This is a genomic window from Klebsiella aerogenes, assembly GCA_029027985.1.
Classification (GTDB): domain Bacteria; phylum Pseudomonadota; class Gammaproteobacteria; order Enterobacterales; family Enterobacteriaceae; genus Klebsiella; species Klebsiella aerogenes_A.
Genome location: CP119076.1, coordinates 472,902 through 492,464 on the forward strand (window position 1 = coordinate 472,902; position 19,563 = coordinate 492,464).

Below are 19,563 nucleotides of genomic sequence, written 5' to 3' on the forward strand. Positions count from 1 at the left end.
GCAGGCTGAAGGATAAAGCGTAACAGGCTGACAAGGAGAGATGCATTGAGGCGATTGCCCGGGATATTACTGCTCACCGTGGCAACAGTGGTGGTGATTGTCGCGCTACTGGTGAGTGGCCTGCGTCTCGCTTTGCCGCAACTAAATGACTGGCGTCCGCAGTTGCTGGAGAAAATCACGGCGGTATCCGGAGTGCCGATTGATGCTTCGCAAATTACCGCCAGCTGGGAAAACTTCGGCCCGACGCTGGATGCCCGCGATATTAAAGCCGGCCTGAAAGACGGCGGTGAGATGTCGATCAAGCGCGTCACTCTTGCCCTGGATATATGGCAAAGCCTGCTGCATATGCGTTGGCAGTTTCGCGATCTCACCTTCTGGCAGTTGAAAGTCCATACCAATACCCCGATTCAGACCAATGATGGCGGCGAAAGCCTGAAAACCGATCGCATTAGCGATCTGTTCCTGCGCCAGTTTGACCACTTTATTCTCCGTGATAGCCACCTGAGCTTCCTGACGATCTCCGGCCAGCGCGCCGAGCTGGCAATTCCGCAACTGACCTGGCTCAATGGTAAAAATCGCCACCGCGCGGAGGGCCAGCTTAGCCTCTCAAGCCTTACCGGCCAGCATGGGGTCATGCAGGTGCGGATGGACTTACGCGACGTGAATGGCCTGCTTAACAAGGGGCGTCTCTGGCTGCAGGCCGACGACATCGACGTTAAACCCTGGCTGGGTCGGTGGATGCAGGACAATATTGCCCTACAGAGCGCGCGCTTTAGTCTCGAAGGCTGGTTGAACATCGAGAAAGGCGATGTTGCCGGCGGCGATGTGTGGTTGAAAAAAGGCGGCGCCAGCTGGCAGGGTGATAAGCAGCTGCATCAGCTGTCAGTGGATAACCTGACCGCGCATATCACGCGTGAAAATCAGAGCTGGGGATTCCGCATTCCTGATACGCGGATCTCGATTGATGGCAAGGCCTGGCCGCGTGGCGCGCTAGCGATGGCGTGGATACCGGCGCAGGATGTCGGCGGTAAGAACAACCAGCGTAGCGATGAGCTACGCATCCGCGCCAGCAATCTCGACCTCAGCGGCCTGACGGGCCTGCAGCCGATGGCCGATAAACTGGCGCCGAGCTTTGGTGAGGTCTGGCGCACCACCCAACCGAGCGGCAAAATCAATCTACTGGCGTTGGATATCCCGCTCCAGGCGACGGAAAAAACCCGTTTCCAGGCCGACTGGACTAATCTGGCGTGGAAGCAGTGGAAGCTCTTGCCCGGAGCGGAGCATTTTTCCGGAAACCTGAATGGGAGCGTTGAAAACGGCGAGCTGCGCGTGCATATGGCGCAGGCGAAAATGCCGTATGAAACGGTGTTCCGCGCACCGCTGGAAATCGCCCAGGGCGAGGCGACCCTGAGCTGGGAGAAAAACGCCAGGGGCTTTATGCTTGATGGGCGCGATATCGACGTACAGGCGACCGGCGTTCGCGCGCGCGGCGGCTTCCGCTATTTGCAGCCGGAAGGCGACGAACCGTGGCTGGGGATCCTCGCCGGTATCAGTACCAACGACGGCGGTCAGGCGTGGCGCTACTTCCCGGAAAATCTGATGGGTAAAGCGTTGGTGGATTACCTGAGCGGCGCGATTAAAGGCGGCCAGGCCAGCGACGCCACATTGGTCTACGGAGGCAACCCACATCAGTTCCCCTACGAGCATAACGAAGGTCAGTTCCAGGTATCCGTGCCGCTGAAAAACGCGACCTTCGCTTTCCAGCCGGACTGGCCGGCGCTTAGCGGGCTGAATATTGACCTGAACTTCGTGAACAACGGCCTGTGGATGAAGGCGGATAAGGCCATGCTGGGTAACGTGACCGCCAGTAACCTTGACGCGGTGATCCCTGACTATTCACGCGAAAAACTGTTCATCGATGCTGACGTCAATGGTCCGGGCAAAGACGTGGGGCCCTATTTTAAACAGACGCCGCTGAAGGATACGCTCGGTTCGGCTCTGGATGAGCTGCAGCTTGATGGTAATGTGAGCGCTCGCTTACATCTTGCGATCCCGCTCAACGGCGAGATGACCACCGCCAAAGGCGATGTCCGGCTGAAAAACAACGATCTGTTTATCAAGCCTATTGATGCGACGCTCAAGAATCTTAACGGGCAGTTCAGCTTTGAGAATGGCGATCTGAAAAGCGGGCCGCTGAGCTCGACCTGGTTTAATCAACCGCTAAATCTTAACTTTACGACCACCGAGGGGGCGAAAGCCTTCCTGGTCGATGTGGGTATGAATGCTAACTGGCAGCCGACGCGCACCGGCCTGCTGCCGAAAGCGGTCAATGATGAGCTGAGCGGCAGCGTGCCCTGGGACGGTAAAGTAGCCATCGTGTTGCCGTATCGTGGCAGTGCGAGCTACAAAGTCGATATCAATGGCGATCTGAAGAATGTAAGCAGTCACTTACCTGCGCCGGTAAATAAATCGGCGGGCGAGGCGTTACCGGTGAAAATCAACGTCACCGGGGGATTAAACAGCTTCGATCTGACCGGCAATATCGGCAGCAAAAATCACGTTAATAGCCGCTGGCTGCTGAATAATAAGCTGACGCTCGACCGGGCGATTCTGACTTCCGACAGCAAGGCTATCCCGCAACTGCCTGAACAATCAGGCGTTGAACTGAATATGCCAGCGATGGACGGCGCGCAGTGGCTGGCGCTGTTCCAACAGGGGGCCGCTAACGACGTCAGCAGCAATATGGTTTTCCCGGAGCGCGTGACGCTGCGTACGCCGTCGTTGGCGTTCGCCGGGCAGAACTGGAATAACGTGAGTCTGGTCTCCCAACCTGACGGCAGCGGCTCGAAGGTTGAAGCGCAGGGGCGTGAAATCAACGCGACCCTGACAATGCCTGGCAATGCTCCCTGGCTGGCGGCGATTCGCTACCTCTATTACAACCCTTCCAGCACTAAGAGCGGCGAGACGGAAAAAGAGAACGGCCCGCTGGCTAATACGCGCCTGAATTTCCGTGGCTGGCCGGATTTGCAGTTGCGCTGCAAAGAGTGCTGGCTGTGGGGGCAAAAATATGGCCGAATCGACGGCGATTTCAATATCAAGGGCGATACGCTGACGTTAAGCAATGGTCTGGTGGATACCGGCTTTGGCCGCCTGACCACCGACGGCGTCTGGGTTAACGCGCCAGGCGGCGTGCGTACTTCGCTGAAAGGCAAACTACACGGCAATAAAACCGATGATTTCGTTGGCTTCTTTGGGGTTTCGACGCCGGTGAGAGGTTCGTCGTTTGATATTGATTACGACCTGCACTGGCGCGCGCCGCCGTGGCAGCCGGATGTCGCATCGCTGAACGGGATCCTGAAAAGCCGTCTTGGCAAAGGCGAGTTTACCGACCTGAGTACCGGTCACGCAGGTCAACTGCTGCGCCTGTTGAGCGTTGATGCGCTGCTGCGTAAACTGCGCTTCGATTTTAGCGATACTTTCCGGGAAGGGTTCTGGTTTGATTCCATCCGCAGCACGGCATGGATTAAAGACGGCGTGCTGAATACCGATGATACGCTGGTCGATGGTCTTGAGGCCGATATTGCGATGAAAGGCTCGGTGGACCTGGTGCGCCGTCGTCTGGATCTGCAGGCGGTCGTGGCGCCGGAAATCTCGGCGACCGTCGGCGTCGCGGCGGCCTTTGCCGTTAACCCGATTGTCGGCGCTGCAGTCTTTGCCGCCAGTAAGGTGCTGGGTCCGCTGTGGAGCAAAGTGTCGATTCTGCGTTATCACATCACCGGTCCAATCGACCAGCCGGAAATCAATGAAGTGCTGCGTCAGGCACGCAGCGACAAAAAGCAATGATTTGACGATTGCGGGGAATTATCGCACTCTCAATAGAGAGCATTCTATACCCGTCATATTCCTGACTGCGTGACAATCGCGGGTATATTTTTCCGCCTGTCAGGCGGCAACAAACGAGTAGCGTAACGATGAGTCTGAACCTGGTAAGTGAACAATTACTGTCGGCAAATGGCCTGAACCATCAGGACCTGTTTGCCATCCTTGGCCAGTTGGCCGAGCGCCGTCTGGATTACGGCGATCTCTATTTTCAGTCGAGCTATCACGAATCCTGGGTTCTGGAAGACAGCATCATTAAAGATGGTTCGTACAATATCGACCAGGGCGTCGGCGTGCGGGCGGTCAGCGGTGAAAAAACCGGCTTCGCCTATGCTGACCAAATCAGCAAGCTGGCGCTTGAGCAGAGCGCGCAGGCGGCGCGTACCATCGTTCGCGACCATGGCGATGGCAAAGTTCAGACCCTCGGCGCGGTGGAATATTCTTCCCTCTATACCAGCGTCGATCCGCTGCAAAGCATGAGCCGCGAAGAGAAGCTGGATATCCTGCGCCGCGTCGATAAGGTGGCGCGTGCTGCCGATAAACGCGTGCAGGAGGTTTCCGCCAGCCTGAGCGGCGTCTATGAACTGATTCTGGTGGCAGCGACGGACGGCACTTTGGCGGCGGATGTACGCCCGTTGGTGCGTCTCTCCGTCAGCGTGCTGGTGGAAGAGGACGGTAAACGCGAGCGCGGCGCCAGCGGCGGCGGCGGACGTTTTGGCTATGATTACTTCCTCGCGCCGCTGGATGGCGACGTGCGGGCGGATGTCTGGGCGCGCGAAGCGGTGCGTATGGCATTAGTGAATCTGTCTGCGGTGGCCGCACCAGCTGGCATGCTGCCGGTAGTGCTGGGCGCGGGCTGGCCTGGCGTTCTGCTGCATGAAGCGGTTGGTCACGGTCTGGAAGGCGACTTTAACCGTCGCGGCACCTCGGTCTTCAGCGGTCACATGGGCGAGTTAGTCGCCTCTGAACTGTGCACCGTGGTGGATGACGGCACGATGGCCGATCGCCGTGGTTCGGTGGCTATCGATGACGAAGGTACTCCGGGTCAATACAATGTGCTGATCGAAAACGGCATCCTGAAAGGCTATATGCAGGATAAGCTTAACGCGCGTCTGATGGGCGTCGCGCCGACCGGTAACGGCCGCCGTGAATCCTATGCGCATCTACCGATGCCGCGTATGACCAATACCTATATGCTGGCAGGGAAATCGACGCCACAGGAAATTATCGAATCGGTCGATTACGGTATCTATGCGCCAAACTTCGGCGGTGGCCAGGTCGACATTACCTCCGGTAAATTCGTCTTCTCGACGTCGGAAGCCTACCTGATTGAAAAAGGGAAGGTGACTAAGGCGGTCAAGGGGGCGACGCTGATTGGTTCCGGTATCGAAGCGATGCAGCAGATTTCAATGGTCGGCAACGATCTGAAGCTGGATAGCGGCGTGGGCGTATGTGGTAAAGAAGGGCAGAGCGTTCCGGTCGGCGTTGGCCAGCCGACGCTGAAAGTCGACAATCTTACCGTCGGCGGCACTGCCTGATAAATCTCTTGTTCCCGGTGGCGCAGCGTGGCTGCCGGGATGTCAATTAACGGGTCATCCCGCGCCCGTGCATTCCCTGGTAAATCTTCGCCACCTCGACAAAATAATCGGTCAGATAATTAATGCATACCTGCACTTTCAGCGGCAGTTTGTCCTTTTCGGTATACAGTGCATACACCGGACGGGGATCAGATTGATAACTCGGGAGCAGGATCTCCAGTTCGCCGCGGTTGATCTCATCGATCGCCCACATCAGCGGAACGTATGCCACGCCGACGCCAGCGCTTAGCCAGCGGATCAGGGTCATCGGATCGTTGGTGGCAAAGCGTCCTTCCGGGATCACCCGAGTGGAAATCCCTTCAGGGGCGATAATCTCGAATTCATTATCCGGCCGCACGCTGTATTCCAGCCACGAATGGCTGGCAAGATCCGCCGGTTTTTCCGGGCATCCCGCTTGTTGGAGATAACTTTTCGCCGCGCAGAGCACCATTGGCATGGATCCTAACCGCCGCGAGAAGAGACTGGAATCCTGCAAAGCACCGACGCGAATGACCACATCGAGTCCATCGGCGATCAGGTCAGGGGCGGGGATGCCGGTTACCAGGTTGATGGATAATCCCGGGTACTCTTTGAGCATTTCAGCCGTTATGCGCGCCAGCACATTCTGTGCCATAGTTGAAGAACTGCCGATGCGCAGCGTGCCGATAGGCGTGTTGTTGAAAGCATACAGTTGTTCATGGACATCCTGTGCTTCAAAGAGCATGCGTCGACAGCCCTGGTAATAGATTTTACCCGCTTCTGTTAAGCCCAGGCTGCGGGTGCTGCGGTTGAGCAGCTTTACCTGTAGCTCGTCTTCCAGCTTAGCAACGGTCTGGCTGATAGATGAAACGCTCATCTGGAGCTGGCGTGCGGCGGCGGTGAATGAGCCCAGCTCAACCACTTTGGCGAACACCGACATACGTTTTAGTCGTTCCATTATTCACTCTGGCTTAAAAGTGATTTAGATCACAAATTATAGATAAGGACGCAATTGTTACGTTAATATATTGTTAGCTACATAATAAACGCATCACGCTACCACCTGTACGCTTCTTATCAAGGTCATCATGAGTCTGTTTCCTGTCATCGTGATTTTCGGCTTATCTTTTCCGCCGATCTTCTTTGAGCTGCTATTGTCGCTAGCCATCTTCTGGCTGGTGCACCGTTTGCTGGTTCCGACCGGTATTTATGATTTTGTCTGGCACCCTGCACTGTTTAACACTGCGCTGTATTGCTGTCTGTTCTATCTGATATCGCGCTTGTTCGTTTGAGGTCGATGTGAAAACACTAACAAGAAATATCCTCCGTACCGCCATCACTGTGATACTGGTTATTCTGGCGTTTATCGCCATTTTTCGCGCATGGGTGTACTACACCGCGTCGCCGTGGACGCGCGACGCGCGCTTTAGCGCCGATATCGTCGCCATCGCTCCGGACGTGTCCGGGCTGATTTCGCAAGTGAATATCAAGGATAACCAACTGGTTAAGAAAGACCAGGTATTGTTCGTCATTGACCAACCTCGTTACCAAAAAGCGCTGGCTGAAGCTGAAGCCGATGTTTCCTACTACCAGACGCTGGCGCAGGAAAAACGCCTTGAAGCCGGGCGCCGCAACAAACTCGGCGTACAAGCGATGTCGCGTGAAGAGATTGATCAGGCGAACAACGTGCTGCAAACCGTTGAACATCAGTTGGCTAAAGCGGTGGCCAGCCGCGATCTCGCCAAACTGGATCTTGAACGTACCGTGATCCGTGCGCCAGCTGATGGCTGGATCACCAACCTGAACGTCTACACCGGCGAATTTATCACCCGCGGCTCTACGGCGGTGGCGCTGGTTAAACAGAATACCTTCTATGTGATGGCCTATCTGGAAGAGACCAAGCTGGAAGGCGTGCGTCCAGGCTATCGCGCAGAGATTACCCCGCTTGGCAGCAGCAAAGTGATTAAAGGCACTGTCGATAGCGTCGCCGCGGGCGTGACGAACGCCAGCAGCAGCAGCGACTCGAAAGGGATGGCTTCTGTTGACTCCAACCTGGAATGGGTGCGTCTGGCGCAGCGCGTGCCGGTGCGTATTCGTCTGGACCAACAGCAGGGCAACCTCTGGCCGTCGGGCACCACCGCGACGGTGGTGATTACCGGTAAAGAAGATCGCGACGCCAGTCAGGCCAACTTCTTCCAAAAACTGGCAATGCGCCTGCGTGAGTTTGGTTAAGCGCCATGGGGACTTATACCATTGCTCCCCGGCACCTCCGCTTCGCCATTAAGCTTGCATGTGCGGTGGTGCTGGCGCTGTTCGTCGGGTTCCATTTCCAACTTGAGACGCCGCGCTGGGCCGTATTGACGGCGGCTATCGTCACCGCCGGTCCGGCGTTTGCCGCGGGTGGCGAGCCCTATTCCGGGGCGATTCGCTACCGTGGAATGCTGCGTATCGCCGGGACGTTTATCGGCTGTATTGCCGCGCTGGCGATCATTATCGTCATGGTCCGCGCGCCGTTGCTGATGATGCTGGTCTGCTGCCTGTGGGCCGGATTCTGCACCTGGATCTCCTCGCTGGTGAAGGTGGAAAACTCTTACGCCTGGGGGCTGGCGGGCTATACTGCGCTGATTATCGTCATCACCATTCATGCCGATCCGATGCTGGCGCCGCAGTTTGCCGTAGAGCGCTGTAGCGAAATTGTCATTGGTATCGTGAGCGCCATCGTCGCCGACCTGCTGTTTTCCCCACGTTCTATCAAAAAAGAGATCGACCTTGAGTTGGATAACCTGCTGCTGGATCAGTATCGCTTGATGCAGCTGTGCGTGGCGCATGGCGATAGCGAAGTGGTCGATCAGGCCTGGGGTGCGCTGGTGCGTCGCACGACTGCGCTGGAAGGGATGCGCGGCAACCTGATCATGGAATCTTCTCGCTGGGCGAAGGTGAATCAACGGCTGAAGGTCATTAACACGCTGTCGCTCACGCTGATTACCCAGGCCTGTGAAACCTATCTGATTCAGAACTCGCGTCCGGAGATGGTGACTGACGACTACCGCGAGCTGTTCGCCGAGCCGGTTGAGACGGTTCAGGATGTTCATCGGCAGCTTAAGCGCATGCGCCGTTTTCTGACCTGGAAGGGCGAGCACAATACGCCAGTGACGATCTATAGCTGGGTTGGCGCAGCGACCCGCTATCTGTTGCTTAAACGCGGCGTAGTCGGCAACACTAAAATCAGTCGGATTGAAGATGAAGTCCTGCGTGGTGAGACGGTGGTCAAAGTGGAATCTGCCGAGCGCCACCATGCGATGGTCAACTTCTGGCGGACATCTATCTCTTGTATTCTCGGCACCTTGTTCTGGCTGTGGACCGGCTGGACTTCCGGCAGCGGAGCGATGGTCATGATTGCCGTAGTGACCGCGTTGGCGATGCGTTTGCCTAACCCGCGAATGGTCGCCCTGGACTTCCTCTACGGCATGCTCGCCGCATTACCGCTGGGGGCGTTATTCTTTCTCGTGATTATGCCCGCGACGCAGCAAAGCATGCTGTTGTTGTGTATCAGCCTGGCGGCGATGGCGTTCTTTATCGGTATTGAAGTACAGAAGCGACGGCTGGGGTCGATGGGCGCGTTGGCTGGGACTATCAACATTCTGGTGCTGGACAACCCGATGCAGTTTCAGTTTAGCCAGTTTCTTGATAGCGCGCTGGGGCAGATTGTCGGTTGTTTCCTTGCGTTAATGGTGATTTTGTTAGTGCGTGATAACTCGCAAGCCCGGACCGGACGTGTGTTGCTCAACCAGTTCGTTTCGGCGGCGGTTTCTTCGCTCACCACCAATAGCGCCCGGCGTAAAGAGAACCATCTGCCGGCGCTGTATCAGCAGCTGTTTTTACTGTTGAATAAGTTCCCCGGTGATATTGCCCGCTTCCGTCTGGCGTTAACGCTCATTATCGCACACCAGCGCCTACGGGATGCGCCGGTACCGGTCAATGAGGATCTCTCGGCATTTCACCGTCAACTGCGACGCACCGCGGACCATGTGATATCTGCCGGCAGCGATGATAAACGTCGTCGCTACTTTACCCGCTTGTTGGAAGAACTTGACGTTTATCAGGAGAAGCTACGCCACTGGGAGGCATCGCCGCAGGTTACCGAGCCGGTGCGACGGTTGGTAGAGATGCTACGGAAATACCAGTACGTACTTACCAACAGCTAGCTGCCCTGTAGGGCACCGATGAAGCGAACCATTAATTCCGAAAGCGGTTCATCGTACCACAGCGCATAGAGGTCAGCCGGGACGGTTTCTGCCAGCGGCAGGAACCGGACCCCCGGCCACTGAATCAATCCGCACGTTTCCGGAAGCAAGGAAATCCCCATCCCCGCGCTGACCAGCGCCAACGCCGTTTGCGGTTCATTCACCTGTTGGGTGATCAACGGATAAAACCCCGCCTCGATACAGTGGTCGTACAGCTGTCTGGCAAAATCGCTTTGATGGAATGCCAGCGAAATCAACGGCCTTGCCGCCAGCATTTTCAACGACACCGGCTGCTGATCGTAGAGAGGATCGTGCTCAGGTACGGCGAGCGCCACGGATTCGTGGGAAATCAGCTGGCTACGGATATTGGCTTCAGGATAGGGCAGCACATTGCGGTTAATCGCAATATCAATGGTGCGGGTGCGCAAAGCTTCAATCTGCTGGTGTTGCGAAAGCTCCAGCAAGCTCCAGTCAACTTCGGGATAACGCGCTTTAATTCCTTTCAGCCTCGTCAGAAGCGTGCCCCATAAGGCGCTGCCGACGATACCAATTGTCACATGTTGATGTTCGTTACGCCCGATCTGGCGGACGTAGTTGAGCGATTGTTCGGTAGCGCTGAGGATCCGATCCACCTCTGTTTTCAGCACTTGTCCTGCGCGAGTCAACACCACTTTGCGGCTGGTACGCTCAAACAATTTCGTTCCCAGCACCTCTTCCAGCTCTTTTATCTGCATGCTGAGGGGAGGCTGTGAAATATTCAGCCGCGCGGCGGTGCGTCCAAAGTGGAGTTCTTCGGCAAGGGCTTGAAAATAGCGTAATGCCCGGATGCTAATGCGGCTATTCGCGAGGGGGTCCGTCGTCATGATCTTTGGATAAGAATAGGAGGGGGGAATTATCATGCCGCCCTCCTTGAGGCTTGTCAAACCGCTGAAGATACCGGAGCATGCAGGCGCTCTGCACGGCTACACAAGACTGCGGCAACCAGCACCAGCAGTAAAATGGTATAGGAGACCGTGGCGCTATTGAGTGCGCCATGCAAACCATAGCGGCTGTTCACCATCGACGACACGCTGGCGAACAGCAGTGTACCGACAGTTCCGCTGGTCAGGAGCGCCGAAATCAGCGTCGGCGAACTTTGGCTGACCTGCAACGAGCCATAGCTCATCAGGCCGGAGAAAAGCCCTGAATTGAAGAAACCGAATACCGCGCATGCCGCCAGAATCAGTGTGGTATTAGCGCTATTCGCGATAATAAGGATGGCGACGAAGCCGATTGCGGTACAGCCCAGCAGGAAGGTTCGCAGCTTCATCCACTTCACGGTGAATTGGTTGAGGAACAGGCCGATCGCTTTCGCGACCCAATAGACGGTGGTAAAGAGCGCGGCATCCTGCGGCAGCAACTGGAAGCGGAACTGCAAGTAACCTGGCGTCCACATCGTGAAGATCGGCTCCGCCAGCAGGAACGCGAAAAGCGCGAAGCAGATAAGATAGATGGAGACCCCCCATGGCGCGTGAGGCGCCGTCGCCCGCTGTGTTCCCGCGGCGGCGGATTCGGTGCTCGGAAAACGGCAACGAAGGGTTAAGGCCAGCATTAATACCCCTAAACCGCCCATGATACCGTACATGGCAATCCAACTGGCGCCCATTGTGAACAGCCAGGCAAGCAGGAAAGAGAGCGTCGCCCCGGCAAGACTGAAGAAGAAATCGGTGAAGATCAGACTGGAAGAACGGCTTTTTTCGTCCGGGTTGATGCGTACGACCAGGTAGCTACCGATAGTCATAAAAATACCGCCGCAGGCGCCAATTCCCGCGACGGCGAGGCTAAAGAGCGTCAGCGTCGGGGCAACAAACAGGATGGCGCTAATCAATACGGTTAACGCAGCGGCGATCACCAATGGCTTTTGTAGGCCACATTTTTTCATCAACACGCCGCCGAGAATAATGGGGATAAACATGCCGATGTTCATTAAAGTAAACACCTGGCCGATAAAGCCAGGATCTTTATGAAAGGCGACGCTCAACGGGCCCAGCACAATCCCCAACGTGGAAACCAGTGCGCCAACGAAGTAGTAGCTCAGATATGAAATCGCATTCAGATTTGGACGAGAAAATTGCGTATCTGACATAAGGGGTTCTCCAGACAGGCAGGCGCCCTGCCTGCCGACAAATCAAGCATTAAGCATATTGTTTGAGGAACTGGCCGATCAGGCGAATAAAGTCCTCGGTCACCAGCGCGGCGCATTTCAGCGTCTGTTCATGCGACAGTTCAACATCGCTCAGTCCCTCCGCCATATTGGTGATGGCGGAAACGGCCAGCACTTTCAAACCGCAGTGGCGAGCGGCGATGACTTCCGGGACGACCGACATCCCGACCACGTCGCCGCCCATGCGCTGCATCATGCGAATCTCGGCAGCCGTTTCGAAGTTCGGGCCGGGGTAGGAAACAAATACCCCTTCGTGCAGCGTAATATCGAGCGCGTTGGCGGCTTGATGAAGTTGCCCGCGCAAGTCTTTGTCATACGCGTTAGCAAGGCTGAAGAAGCGCTGGCCGAAACGCTCGTCATTCGGTCCCACAAGCGGAGTAGATGGCATCGTGTTGATATGATCGTTAAGCGCAACCAAACTACCGGCAGGGATATCCGGGTTTAATGAACCTGCGGCATTAGTGCAGAACATGAATTCGCAACCGAGTAGCTTAAAGGTACGTACCGCGTGGGTCATGATGCCCATGCCTAACCCTTCATAAAAATGCCCGCGTCCTTTCATGCAAATCAGGTCGATGCCGTGCAGTGTCCCCATGACGATTTCACCTGCGTGGCCAATCACCGTACTGACCGGGAACCCAGGCAACTGCTCGTAGGATAGGGTCGTTTTGTTTTCCATACGGTCGGCCAGAACGCCTAAACCGGATCCCAGAATTAAGGCAATACGCGGGATAAAGCCCGGTTTGGCAGCGCGAAGGATTGCAGCGGCCTCAAAAGGGGTATCGTTAACGACGGACAGTGACATACGGAACTCCAGTAGATAAACACGTTTGGCTTATTCTGGGTAACCGTTGATTGCCAATCCAATTCGATAAAAGCGGTTATTGATATCTTTTTTATATTAATTTAATGAGGACTCATTTTTATTTTTTATTATTCAAGTGGTTATACTCTTCGGCGCGTCATCTCTTGCTAAAACCGCACATCCTGATGCGAGGGATTTGTGATGGGCTTCACTTTGCCGTTCCGGGGGAATGAAAACCGCCGTCAGGTGGGCTGAAAAGTCTCGCTATACTTAAACATCATGCAGAACTTGAGACGCTTTTCCGCGGCAGGTACCTGATAAGAGAGTTTTAATAGGGTGCGGGCGATGACCATTTATACATTTGATTTTGATGAAATAGCAGAGCAAGAGGATTTCTACCGTGAATTCTCGAAAGCCTTTGCATTGGATCGCGAGAAAGTGAGCAACCTGGATTCGCTATGGGCAGCCGTGATCGGCGGCGCATTGCCCTTACCGCTGGAAATTGAATTTATTCATTTAAATGATAAGCAGCGTCGGCGCTTTGGCGCGCTGATATTGCTGTTTGATGAAGCGGAAGAGGAACTGGAAGGATCGCTGCGTTTTAATGCCCGCTGGGCATAAAAAAAGCCCCCGACAGGCGGGGGCAAGTCGTCAGATAAGACGACGAGGGTTTATTTGTACAACTCAGCAGTCGCGTGCCAGCTGTTGCCGGTACGAGCTTCAATAATACGGTAGCTACTGGCGCCTTCTTTTTCGGCTTTAGCCGCCAGTTCCTGACGCATATCCATTGGCGCGCTACCTACCTGTGAAACGGAGATAGTGCCCATTGGCTGCAGGTTTTGTGCTTGTTCTGCATCTACTTGATGTACGGCTGCGCTTGCGCCAAAAGAGAGAACGGAAGCCAGGCCCAGGGATGCGATGATAATTGCGCTTTTCATGATCTTTACTCCAACCTTGTGTGCAGCGGCGGGAGGCTTCTATGAACCTGGGCCGCTGAAGAAATTCTGTTTCAGCTAATAACCGACAATCGTTAAAACTTATTTATAAAGCTCTGCAGTCGCGTGCCAGTGGTCGCCGGTGCGAGCTTCGATAATGCGGTAAGAAGAAGCACCTTCTTCTTGTGCTTTTTTGTTCAGCATTTCATGCATATCCATCGGGGAAGAGCCTACCGCGCCGACAGAAATGGTGCCCATTGACTGGCGGTTTTGCGCCTGAGTGCTGTTGATGGAATCCGCAGCGAAAGCGCCAAAGGACAGAACGGATAGCATGCTGAGTGCGGCTACAGTGGTTTTGATTTTCATGATGTTCACCTCGTCGAATTTTATTATTAAGGGGCTTTGTTTCGTGACCCTCATCACAAAATCAAGTATACACTAATCACCAAAAATATTAATACCCTGCTAATTGTTTTCATCATGAATAATTACCAGGAGATGTCGTTTTTATAACGTATAAGCATTAGAAATATCATTCACATGGTGAATGTATTGATTATTTGCATGTAAAACATAGAGATATCGCATTTTGACCTTTTGTGCGTTTCTGGCGCTATCATTCGGTAAAGGAATGTATAGAGGCGGAAAACCACACTAAATGTTAAAAAAATGCTGCATTTTTTGAAGGTTTCTTTGCAGGAGAGAACCCCCTGGCGGGAACCAGAGGGGAGTCGCTTAGAGTTCTTGTTCGAACAGGACCAGGATGGCGTCGTACAAATCTTTAACTGAAAAACCGCGGGCTGGGGTAGTGAAAATGGTGTCATCGCCCGCGATGCTACCCAGAATGCCTTCGGCCTTGCCTAATGAATCCAACAGGCGAGCAATTAACTGCGCTGCGCCAGGACTGGTGTGGATGACCACGACCGAATCGTTATAGTCGATGTCCAGCACCAGGTTTTTCAGCGGGCTGGAGGTGGTCGGTACGCCGAGTTCGGCTGGCAAACAGTAGACCATTTCCATTTTGGCGTTACGCGTACGCACGGCGCCGAATTTCGTCAGCATGCGAGAGACTTTCGATTGATTGATGTTCTCGAAACCCTCTTCCTGTAGCGCCTGAACGATTTCGCCCTGGGAGCTGAATTTTTCTTCTTTAAGTAGCGATTTAAACGCCTTAACCAGTTCTTCTTGTTTTGCCGAACTACGCATAAGTCACCCAGATTATGGTGGTAAAAACAACATCATTATGCATGGAAGTGCATTTTTATGCAAATAATCCGCAAAGGAATAGCGTAAATAATGTTATGAAAGGGGCATATTTTAGCAAATAACCCTGGGCAGGAACATGCCTACGTCACAGCAGGTAAATTGCTGTAAAAGTGAAATAAATGTTATGAAATTGATATTGTTTTGCCGAGTGAGCTGGGTGTATTGTAACCAATAGTCGATCCGGTACTACGGCTTGCTGGATGGTCAGTCTCAGGAAGAAAAATGCGAATTTGCTGCATCATTGCGCACACCTCCGCATTCTTCAGCCATAATTATTGTAATTGTTCATCTTGTGAATTAAGGTCCAGGCGACGGAATAACGAAAGACTATACCCGTCATACTTCGAGCTGCATGTGCGTTGGCTGCAATTGTTCACCCCAGTCATTTACTTCAGTAAGCTCCTGGGGATTAGTGAGGAACATCCTTGTCCCTCACCAGAGGTCACTCTCTTGCCGCCTTCCTGCAACTCGAATTATTTAGGGTGTAAATTAACCATAATAAGGAGTTTAGGATGAAAGTTGCAGTCCTCGGCGCCGCTGGCGGAATCGGCCAGGCGCTTGCCCTACTACTTAAGACCCAACTGCCTTCAGGTTCAGAGCTCTCGTTGTACGACATCGCTCCGGTAACGCCGGGCGTGGCGGTAGATCTAAGTCATATCCCCACAGACGTAAAAATCAAAGGTTTCTCCGGTGATGATGCAACCCCGGCGCTGGAAGGCGCTGATGTGGTGCTGATTTCCGCGGGCGTAGCGCGTAAGCCCGGGATGGATCGTTCCGACTTATTTAATGTCAACGCCGGCATCGTTAAAAACCTGGTGCAGCAGATTGCGAAAACCAGTCCGCAGGCCTGCATCGGCATTATTACTAACCCGGTGAATACCACCGTGGCTATCGCTGCCGAAGTGCTGAAAAAAGCGGGCGTATACGATAAAAACAAACTGTTTGGCGTGACCACACTGGACATCATCCGCTCCAATACCTTTGTCGCTGAACTGAAAGGTAAATCCGCGACTGAGCTCGAAGTACCGGTTATCGGCGGCCACTCTGGCGTCACCATCCTGCCTTTGCTGTCGCAGATCCCAGGCGTCAGCTTTAGCGAGCAGGAAGTCGCTGATCTCACCAAACGTATTCAAAACGCCGGTACCGAAGTCGTGGAAGCGAAGGCGGGCGGCGGTTCGGCGACGTTGTCGATGGGCCAGGCGGCCGCGCGTTTTGGTCTCTCTCTGGTTCGTGCGATGCAGGGGGAAAAAGGCGTTGTTGAGTGCGCTTACGTCGAAGGTGACGGTCAGTATGCTCGCTTCTTCTCACAGCCGCTGTTGTTGGGCAAAAATGGTGTGGAAGAGCGCCAGTCCATCGGCAAGCTCAGCGCTTTTGAACAACAGGCGCTGGAAGGTATGCTGGATACGTTGAAGAAAGACATCGCCCTCGGCGAAGATTTCGTGAATAAGTAACCACAGCGGTAAAAAAAACCGGAGCGTGAATGAAGGCTCCGGTTTTTTTATGCCCGTTAGTTTGTCGCCGGGTACTCTTGCACCGCAACGTGCAGGGTCATTTTCTTATCATCGCGCATGATAACCACCGGGATTTCAGAACCCGGACGGATTTCCGCGACCTGATCCATGGTTTCCAGCGCCGAGACCGCCGGTTTATCATTCACCGAGATGATCACGTCATTCGCGCGGATCCCTGCCTGTGCCGCCGGGCCATCCGGCGCGACGTCATTGACGACGATCCCCTGGATCTGATCCATACCGCCGCCCTGTGCGTGCATTGGCGCGATCTCGCGTCCGCTGATCCCAATATAACCGCGAATCACCCGACCATCGCGGATCAGTTTATCCATGATCTTGGTCGCCAACTGGAATGGGATCGCAAAGCCGATCCCTTCCGGTGTTTCGCCGTCATTGCTCTTATCAAACGACAGGGTGTTGATGCCCATCAGTTCGCCCAGTGAATTGACTAGCGCGCCGCCCGAGTTACCGTGGTTGATGGAAGCATCGGTCTGTAGGAAATTCTGGCGCCCGGTAGGGTTCAGGCCGATACGACCGGTGGCGCTGATAATCCCCTGAGTGATGGTTTGTCCGAGGTTATACGGGTTGCCAATCGCCAGCACTACATCGCCGATATGCGGCACGCGTTTCGGATTAATCGGGATCACCGGCAGGCCGCCGTTAGCGTTGATTTTTAACACCGCGAGGTCAGTGAGGGTATCTGAGCCGACCAGCAACGCTTCAAATACCCGACCATCCTGCAGCGCGATGATAATCTGATCGGCATCGTTGATAACGTGTTTGTTGGTAAGGATATATCCGCGCTGATCCATGATAACGCCGGAGCCAAGCGTCAGCTGGTTATGGCTGGTGCCGTTCAGCGCGCGGTTATAGACGTTGACCACCGCCGGCGCGGCGCGGCGCACCGCGGCGTTATAGCTGACTGGCGATTCATCAGCAGTATCGCTCGGCGCCGCCGACGACAGCTGCCATTGGCGCAGCGAAGGCATAGCGGCCAGCAGAATGCCGCCGACGATTAAACCGATAAGTACTGAACGTAAAAGCTTTCCAGGCATGATGCGAATATCGTTAATGAATGGGCAGGCGCAGCATAGCATGACTTATCCGGACATCGCACGACGAGCGCGATGTCCGGAGTTGAACGTCAGCGTAGCAGCAGGTAAATGCTTTCGTTGCCGCGCAGAACATTCAGCGCGATAACCGCCGGTTTGGTTTCCAGCGCCTTACGTAGCTCGGCGATGGAGCGCACGCGCTGGCGGTTGAGGCCGATAATCAGATCGTCTTTATGCAGGCCAACCTGCGCCGCCGCGCTGCCTTTATCGACGTTATCGATACTCACGCCTTTGGTACCGTCTTTCAACTGGCCATCGCTCAGCGCTGCCCCTTGCAGAGCAGGGATAATCAGCTCGGCGCTGGCGGTGGAAGAGGTGCTCTTATCCAGCGTCACTTCAACGTCCAGCGGCTTGCCGTCGCGCAGCAGACCCAGTTTGACTTTGGTGCCCGGCGCAGTGGTCGCGATGCGTGAACGCAGCTCGGCAAAGCTGCTCAGCGGTTTGCCGTTCATGCTGACGATGACGTCGCCGGATTTAATTCCCGCTTTCGCCGAGCCGGAGTTCGCCAGGACTTCGCTGACGAAGGCGCCGCGCTGAGCGTTGATGTTCATCGCTTTAGCGATATCCGCGCTCATTTCCATACCTTTAATACCCAGTAGGCCGCGTTTGATTTCACCGTACTGGATCAACTGGTCGGCAAGGGTTTTCGCCATATTACTGGGGATAGCGAAGCCGATGCCGATGCTGCCGCCGCCCGGCGCCAGAATGGCGGTATTAATGCCGATCAGCTCGCCGTTGAGGTTCAGCAGCGCGCCGCCGGAGTTGCCGCGGTTAATTGAGGCGTCGGTCTGGATAAAGTTTTCCAACCCCTCAAGGTTAAGGCCGCTGCGGCCCAGGGCGGAGATAATGCCGGACGTGGCGGTCTGGCCGAGGCCGAACGGGTTGCCGACGGCAACGGCAAAATCGCCGACGCGTAGCTTGTCGGAATCTGCAATGGTGATTTGCGTCAGGTTGCTGGGTTTTAATATCTGCAGCAGGGCGATATCGCTCTGTTCATCACTGCCAACCAGTTTAGCGTCGAACTCGCGGCCGTCGTTTAGCTGGATGCTGATTTTCTGCGCCTGGCTGATCACATGGTTGTTGGTCAGGACGTAGCCCTTGGCCGCGTCGATGATGACGCCGGAGCCGAGACCTTCAAACGGTTGTGCCTGCTCTTGCGGCGCGTTATCACCGAAGTATTTTTTCAACTCTTCCGGCATATTTTGCGCAGCGGAAGCGGTGCCTTCCACCTGCACGCTCACCACCGCAGGCAGCACTTTCTCCAGCATCGGCGCGAGGCTTGGCAACGCGCCCTGGCCTGGAACCTGGGTCGGCAATGATGCCGCCGCCGGGGGCAGGGCCGACAACGATAACCCGATGCTTAACGCTAACGCACTCAACAGCAAAGTCTGTTTCTTCATTAGATGCTGGCTCTCGTAACCTGAGGTGTATGGAAAATACGTCCCGAATAGTTTGATGTTATTGAATTTTCGACCGGCTAACAATGAGGCCAGTGCTTAAATTGTAGCTGGGATGCGAGGGGAGCACGGGCGCGGAAGGCGCGCCCGGGAAATATTTTTACGCTGATGGCGGGATTAATCGCGTTTTGCGCCACCGCGCAGCAGGCCGGATGCGCCTTCTGAATAATCGCGCGGTATCTGCACCGGCGCCTGATCGTTGCTGGCTTCGGATTCAGCCAGGCGGTTGCGGAATGGGTTGGCGTCCGCCATGGTCTCCGGCAGCAGGTTGCTGGAGCTTTTCGCCATGTGTTGATACAGCTGGCGGTAATCATCCGCCATGTTGTCAAGCAGCTCTGCGCTGCGCGCAAAATGACTGACCAGCTCTTCGCGATACTCTTCAAGGTCTGCTTTATTCTTTTCCAGTTCGAATTGCAGCGCTTGTTGTTGACGCAATTTGCGGTTACCAAAACGCATGGCGACGGCACCGATGATGATACCGACGACTAATCCAATTAGCGCGTATTCCCAGGTCATGAACATCTCCCGTTGTTTTGTGGTTCCGTAGGGTGGCTATTAGGCTCTCCGCCTGCGCCCGATAGTGCCACTATAACCG

At 54.8% G+C, this 19,563-nt stretch carries 17 protein-coding genes; 7 read left to right on the top strand and 10 right to left on the bottom strand.

The features are described 5' to 3' along the window. Positions 1-45 precede the first annotated feature (45 nt). Together yhdP and tldD are read left to right on the top strand one after the other, a co-directional pair. On the top strand, positions 46-3,843 hold the full coding sequence (gene yhdP, locus PYR66_02300) for an AsmA2 domain-containing protein YhdP (GenBank protein ID WEF28590.1): 3,798 nt from the start codon (positions 46-48) through the stop codon (positions 3,841-3,843). Between the two features lie 128 nt (positions 3,844-3,971). Continuing rightward, positions 3,972-5,417, top strand: coding sequence for a metalloprotease TldD (gene tldD / locus PYR66_02305; protein WEF28591.1), 1,446 nt, complete (start codon positions 3,972-3,974; stop codon positions 5,415-5,417). 46 nt (positions 5,418-5,463) lie between these two features. On the opposite strand, the gene aaeR is transcribed toward tldD, so the two are convergent. After that, complete coding sequence (aaeR, locus tag PYR66_02310; GenBank protein ID WEF28592.1) at positions 5,464-6,393, bottom strand: HTH-type transcriptional activator AaeR; 930 nt, start codon at positions 6,391-6,393, stop codon at positions 5,464-5,466. Positions 6,394-6,523: 130 nt separating this feature from the next. Between aaeR and aaeX the strand changes: the two genes are divergently transcribed. The 3 genes from aaeX to aaeB are packed head-to-tail and all read left to right on the top strand — an operon-like array spanning position 6,524 to position 9,640. Continuing rightward, entirely contained in the window at positions 6,524-6,727 is a 204-nt protein-coding gene (aaeX, locus tag PYR66_02315; GenBank protein WEF28593.1) for a p-hydroxybenzoic acid efflux pump operon protein AaeX, read from the top strand. A gap of 7 nt (positions 6,728-6,734) precedes the next feature. Next, entirely contained in the window at positions 6,735-7,667 is a 933-nt protein-coding gene (gene aaeA / locus PYR66_02320; protein WEF28594.1) for a p-hydroxybenzoic acid efflux pump subunit AaeA, read from the top strand. A 5-nt stretch (positions 7,668-7,672) separates the two neighbouring features. Further along, positions 7,673-9,640 (top strand): p-hydroxybenzoic acid efflux pump subunit AaeB, encoded by a 1,968-nt coding sequence (gene aaeB, locus PYR66_02325; GenBank protein WEF28595.1) that lies wholly within the window; start codon positions 7,673-7,675, stop codon positions 9,638-9,640. Here aaeB and PYR66_02330 read toward each other — a convergent pair. The 3 genes from PYR66_02330 to xapA are packed head-to-tail and all read right to left on the bottom strand — an operon-like array spanning position 9,637 to position 12,687. Then, a complete protein-coding gene (locus tag PYR66_02330; GenBank protein ID WEF28596.1) occupies positions 9,637-10,578 on the bottom strand; it encodes a LysR family transcriptional regulator in 942 nt (313 codons plus the stop codon). The two genes, aaeB and PYR66_02330, sit on opposite strands and share 4 nt — an antisense overlap. Positions 10,579-10,598: 20 nt before the next feature. Further along, positions 10,599-11,804: an MFS transporter TsgA gene (tsgA, locus tag PYR66_02335; GenBank protein ID WEF28597.1), complete on the bottom strand. Its 1,206-nt coding sequence runs from the start codon at positions 11,802-11,804 to the stop codon at positions 10,599-10,601. Positions 11,805-11,853: 49 nt separating this feature from the next. After that, a complete protein-coding gene (gene xapA / locus PYR66_02340; protein WEF28598.1) occupies positions 11,854-12,687 on the bottom strand; it encodes a xanthosine phosphorylase in 834 nt (277 codons plus the stop codon). Between the two features lie 345 nt (positions 12,688-13,032). Between xapA and PYR66_02345 the strand changes: the two genes are divergently transcribed. Further along, on the top strand, positions 13,033-13,308 hold the full coding sequence (locus PYR66_02345; protein WEF28599.1) for a hypothetical protein: 276 nt from the start codon (positions 13,033-13,035) through the stop codon (positions 13,306-13,308). A gap of 50 nt (positions 13,309-13,358) precedes the next feature. Here PYR66_02345 and yhcN-B read toward each other — a convergent pair whose 3' ends face one another. The 3 genes from yhcN-B to argR form a co-directional block, all read right to left on the bottom strand. Further along, complete coding sequence (gene yhcN-B, locus PYR66_02350; GenBank protein ID WEF28600.1) at positions 13,359-13,625, bottom strand: DUF1471 family stress response protein YhcN-B; 267 nt, start codon at positions 13,623-13,625, stop codon at positions 13,359-13,361. Between the two features lie 99 nt (positions 13,626-13,724). Continuing rightward, positions 13,725-13,988 carry a peroxide/acid stress response protein YhcN gene (gene yhcN, locus PYR66_02355; protein ID WEF28601.1) on the bottom strand — a complete coding sequence of 88 codons (264 nt, stop codon included), beginning with the start codon at positions 13,986-13,988 and terminating at the stop codon, positions 13,725-13,727. Between the two features lie 369 nt (positions 13,989-14,357). Then, positions 14,358-14,828 carry a transcriptional regulator ArgR gene (gene argR / locus PYR66_02360; GenBank protein ID WEF28602.1) on the bottom strand — a complete coding sequence of 157 codons (471 nt, stop codon included), beginning with the start codon at positions 14,826-14,828 and terminating at the stop codon, positions 14,358-14,360. Positions 14,829-15,400: 572 nt separating this feature from the next. Here argR and mdh point away from each other — a divergent pair. After that, a complete protein-coding gene (gene mdh, locus PYR66_02365; GenBank protein WEF28603.1) occupies positions 15,401-16,339 on the top strand; it encodes a malate dehydrogenase in 939 nt (312 codons plus the stop codon). 56 nt (positions 16,340-16,395) lie between these two features. Here mdh and degS read toward each other — a convergent pair whose 3' ends face one another. The 3 genes from degS to zapG form a co-directional block, all read right to left on the bottom strand. Continuing rightward, positions 16,396-17,454 (bottom strand): outer membrane-stress sensor serine endopeptidase DegS, encoded by a 1,059-nt coding sequence (gene degS, locus PYR66_02370; GenBank protein WEF28604.1) that lies wholly within the window; start codon positions 17,452-17,454, stop codon positions 16,396-16,398. A gap of 89 nt (positions 17,455-17,543) precedes the next feature. Then, complete coding sequence (gene degQ, locus PYR66_02375; GenBank protein ID WEF28605.1) at positions 17,544-18,911, bottom strand: serine endoprotease DegQ; 1,368 nt, start codon at positions 18,909-18,911, stop codon at positions 17,544-17,546. A 174-nt stretch (positions 18,912-19,085) separates the two neighbouring features. Next, complete coding sequence (gene zapG, locus PYR66_02380; GenBank protein WEF28606.1) at positions 19,086-19,484, bottom strand: Z-ring associated protein ZapG; 399 nt, start codon at positions 19,482-19,484, stop codon at positions 19,086-19,088. Positions 19,485-19,563: the final 79 nt, after the last annotated feature.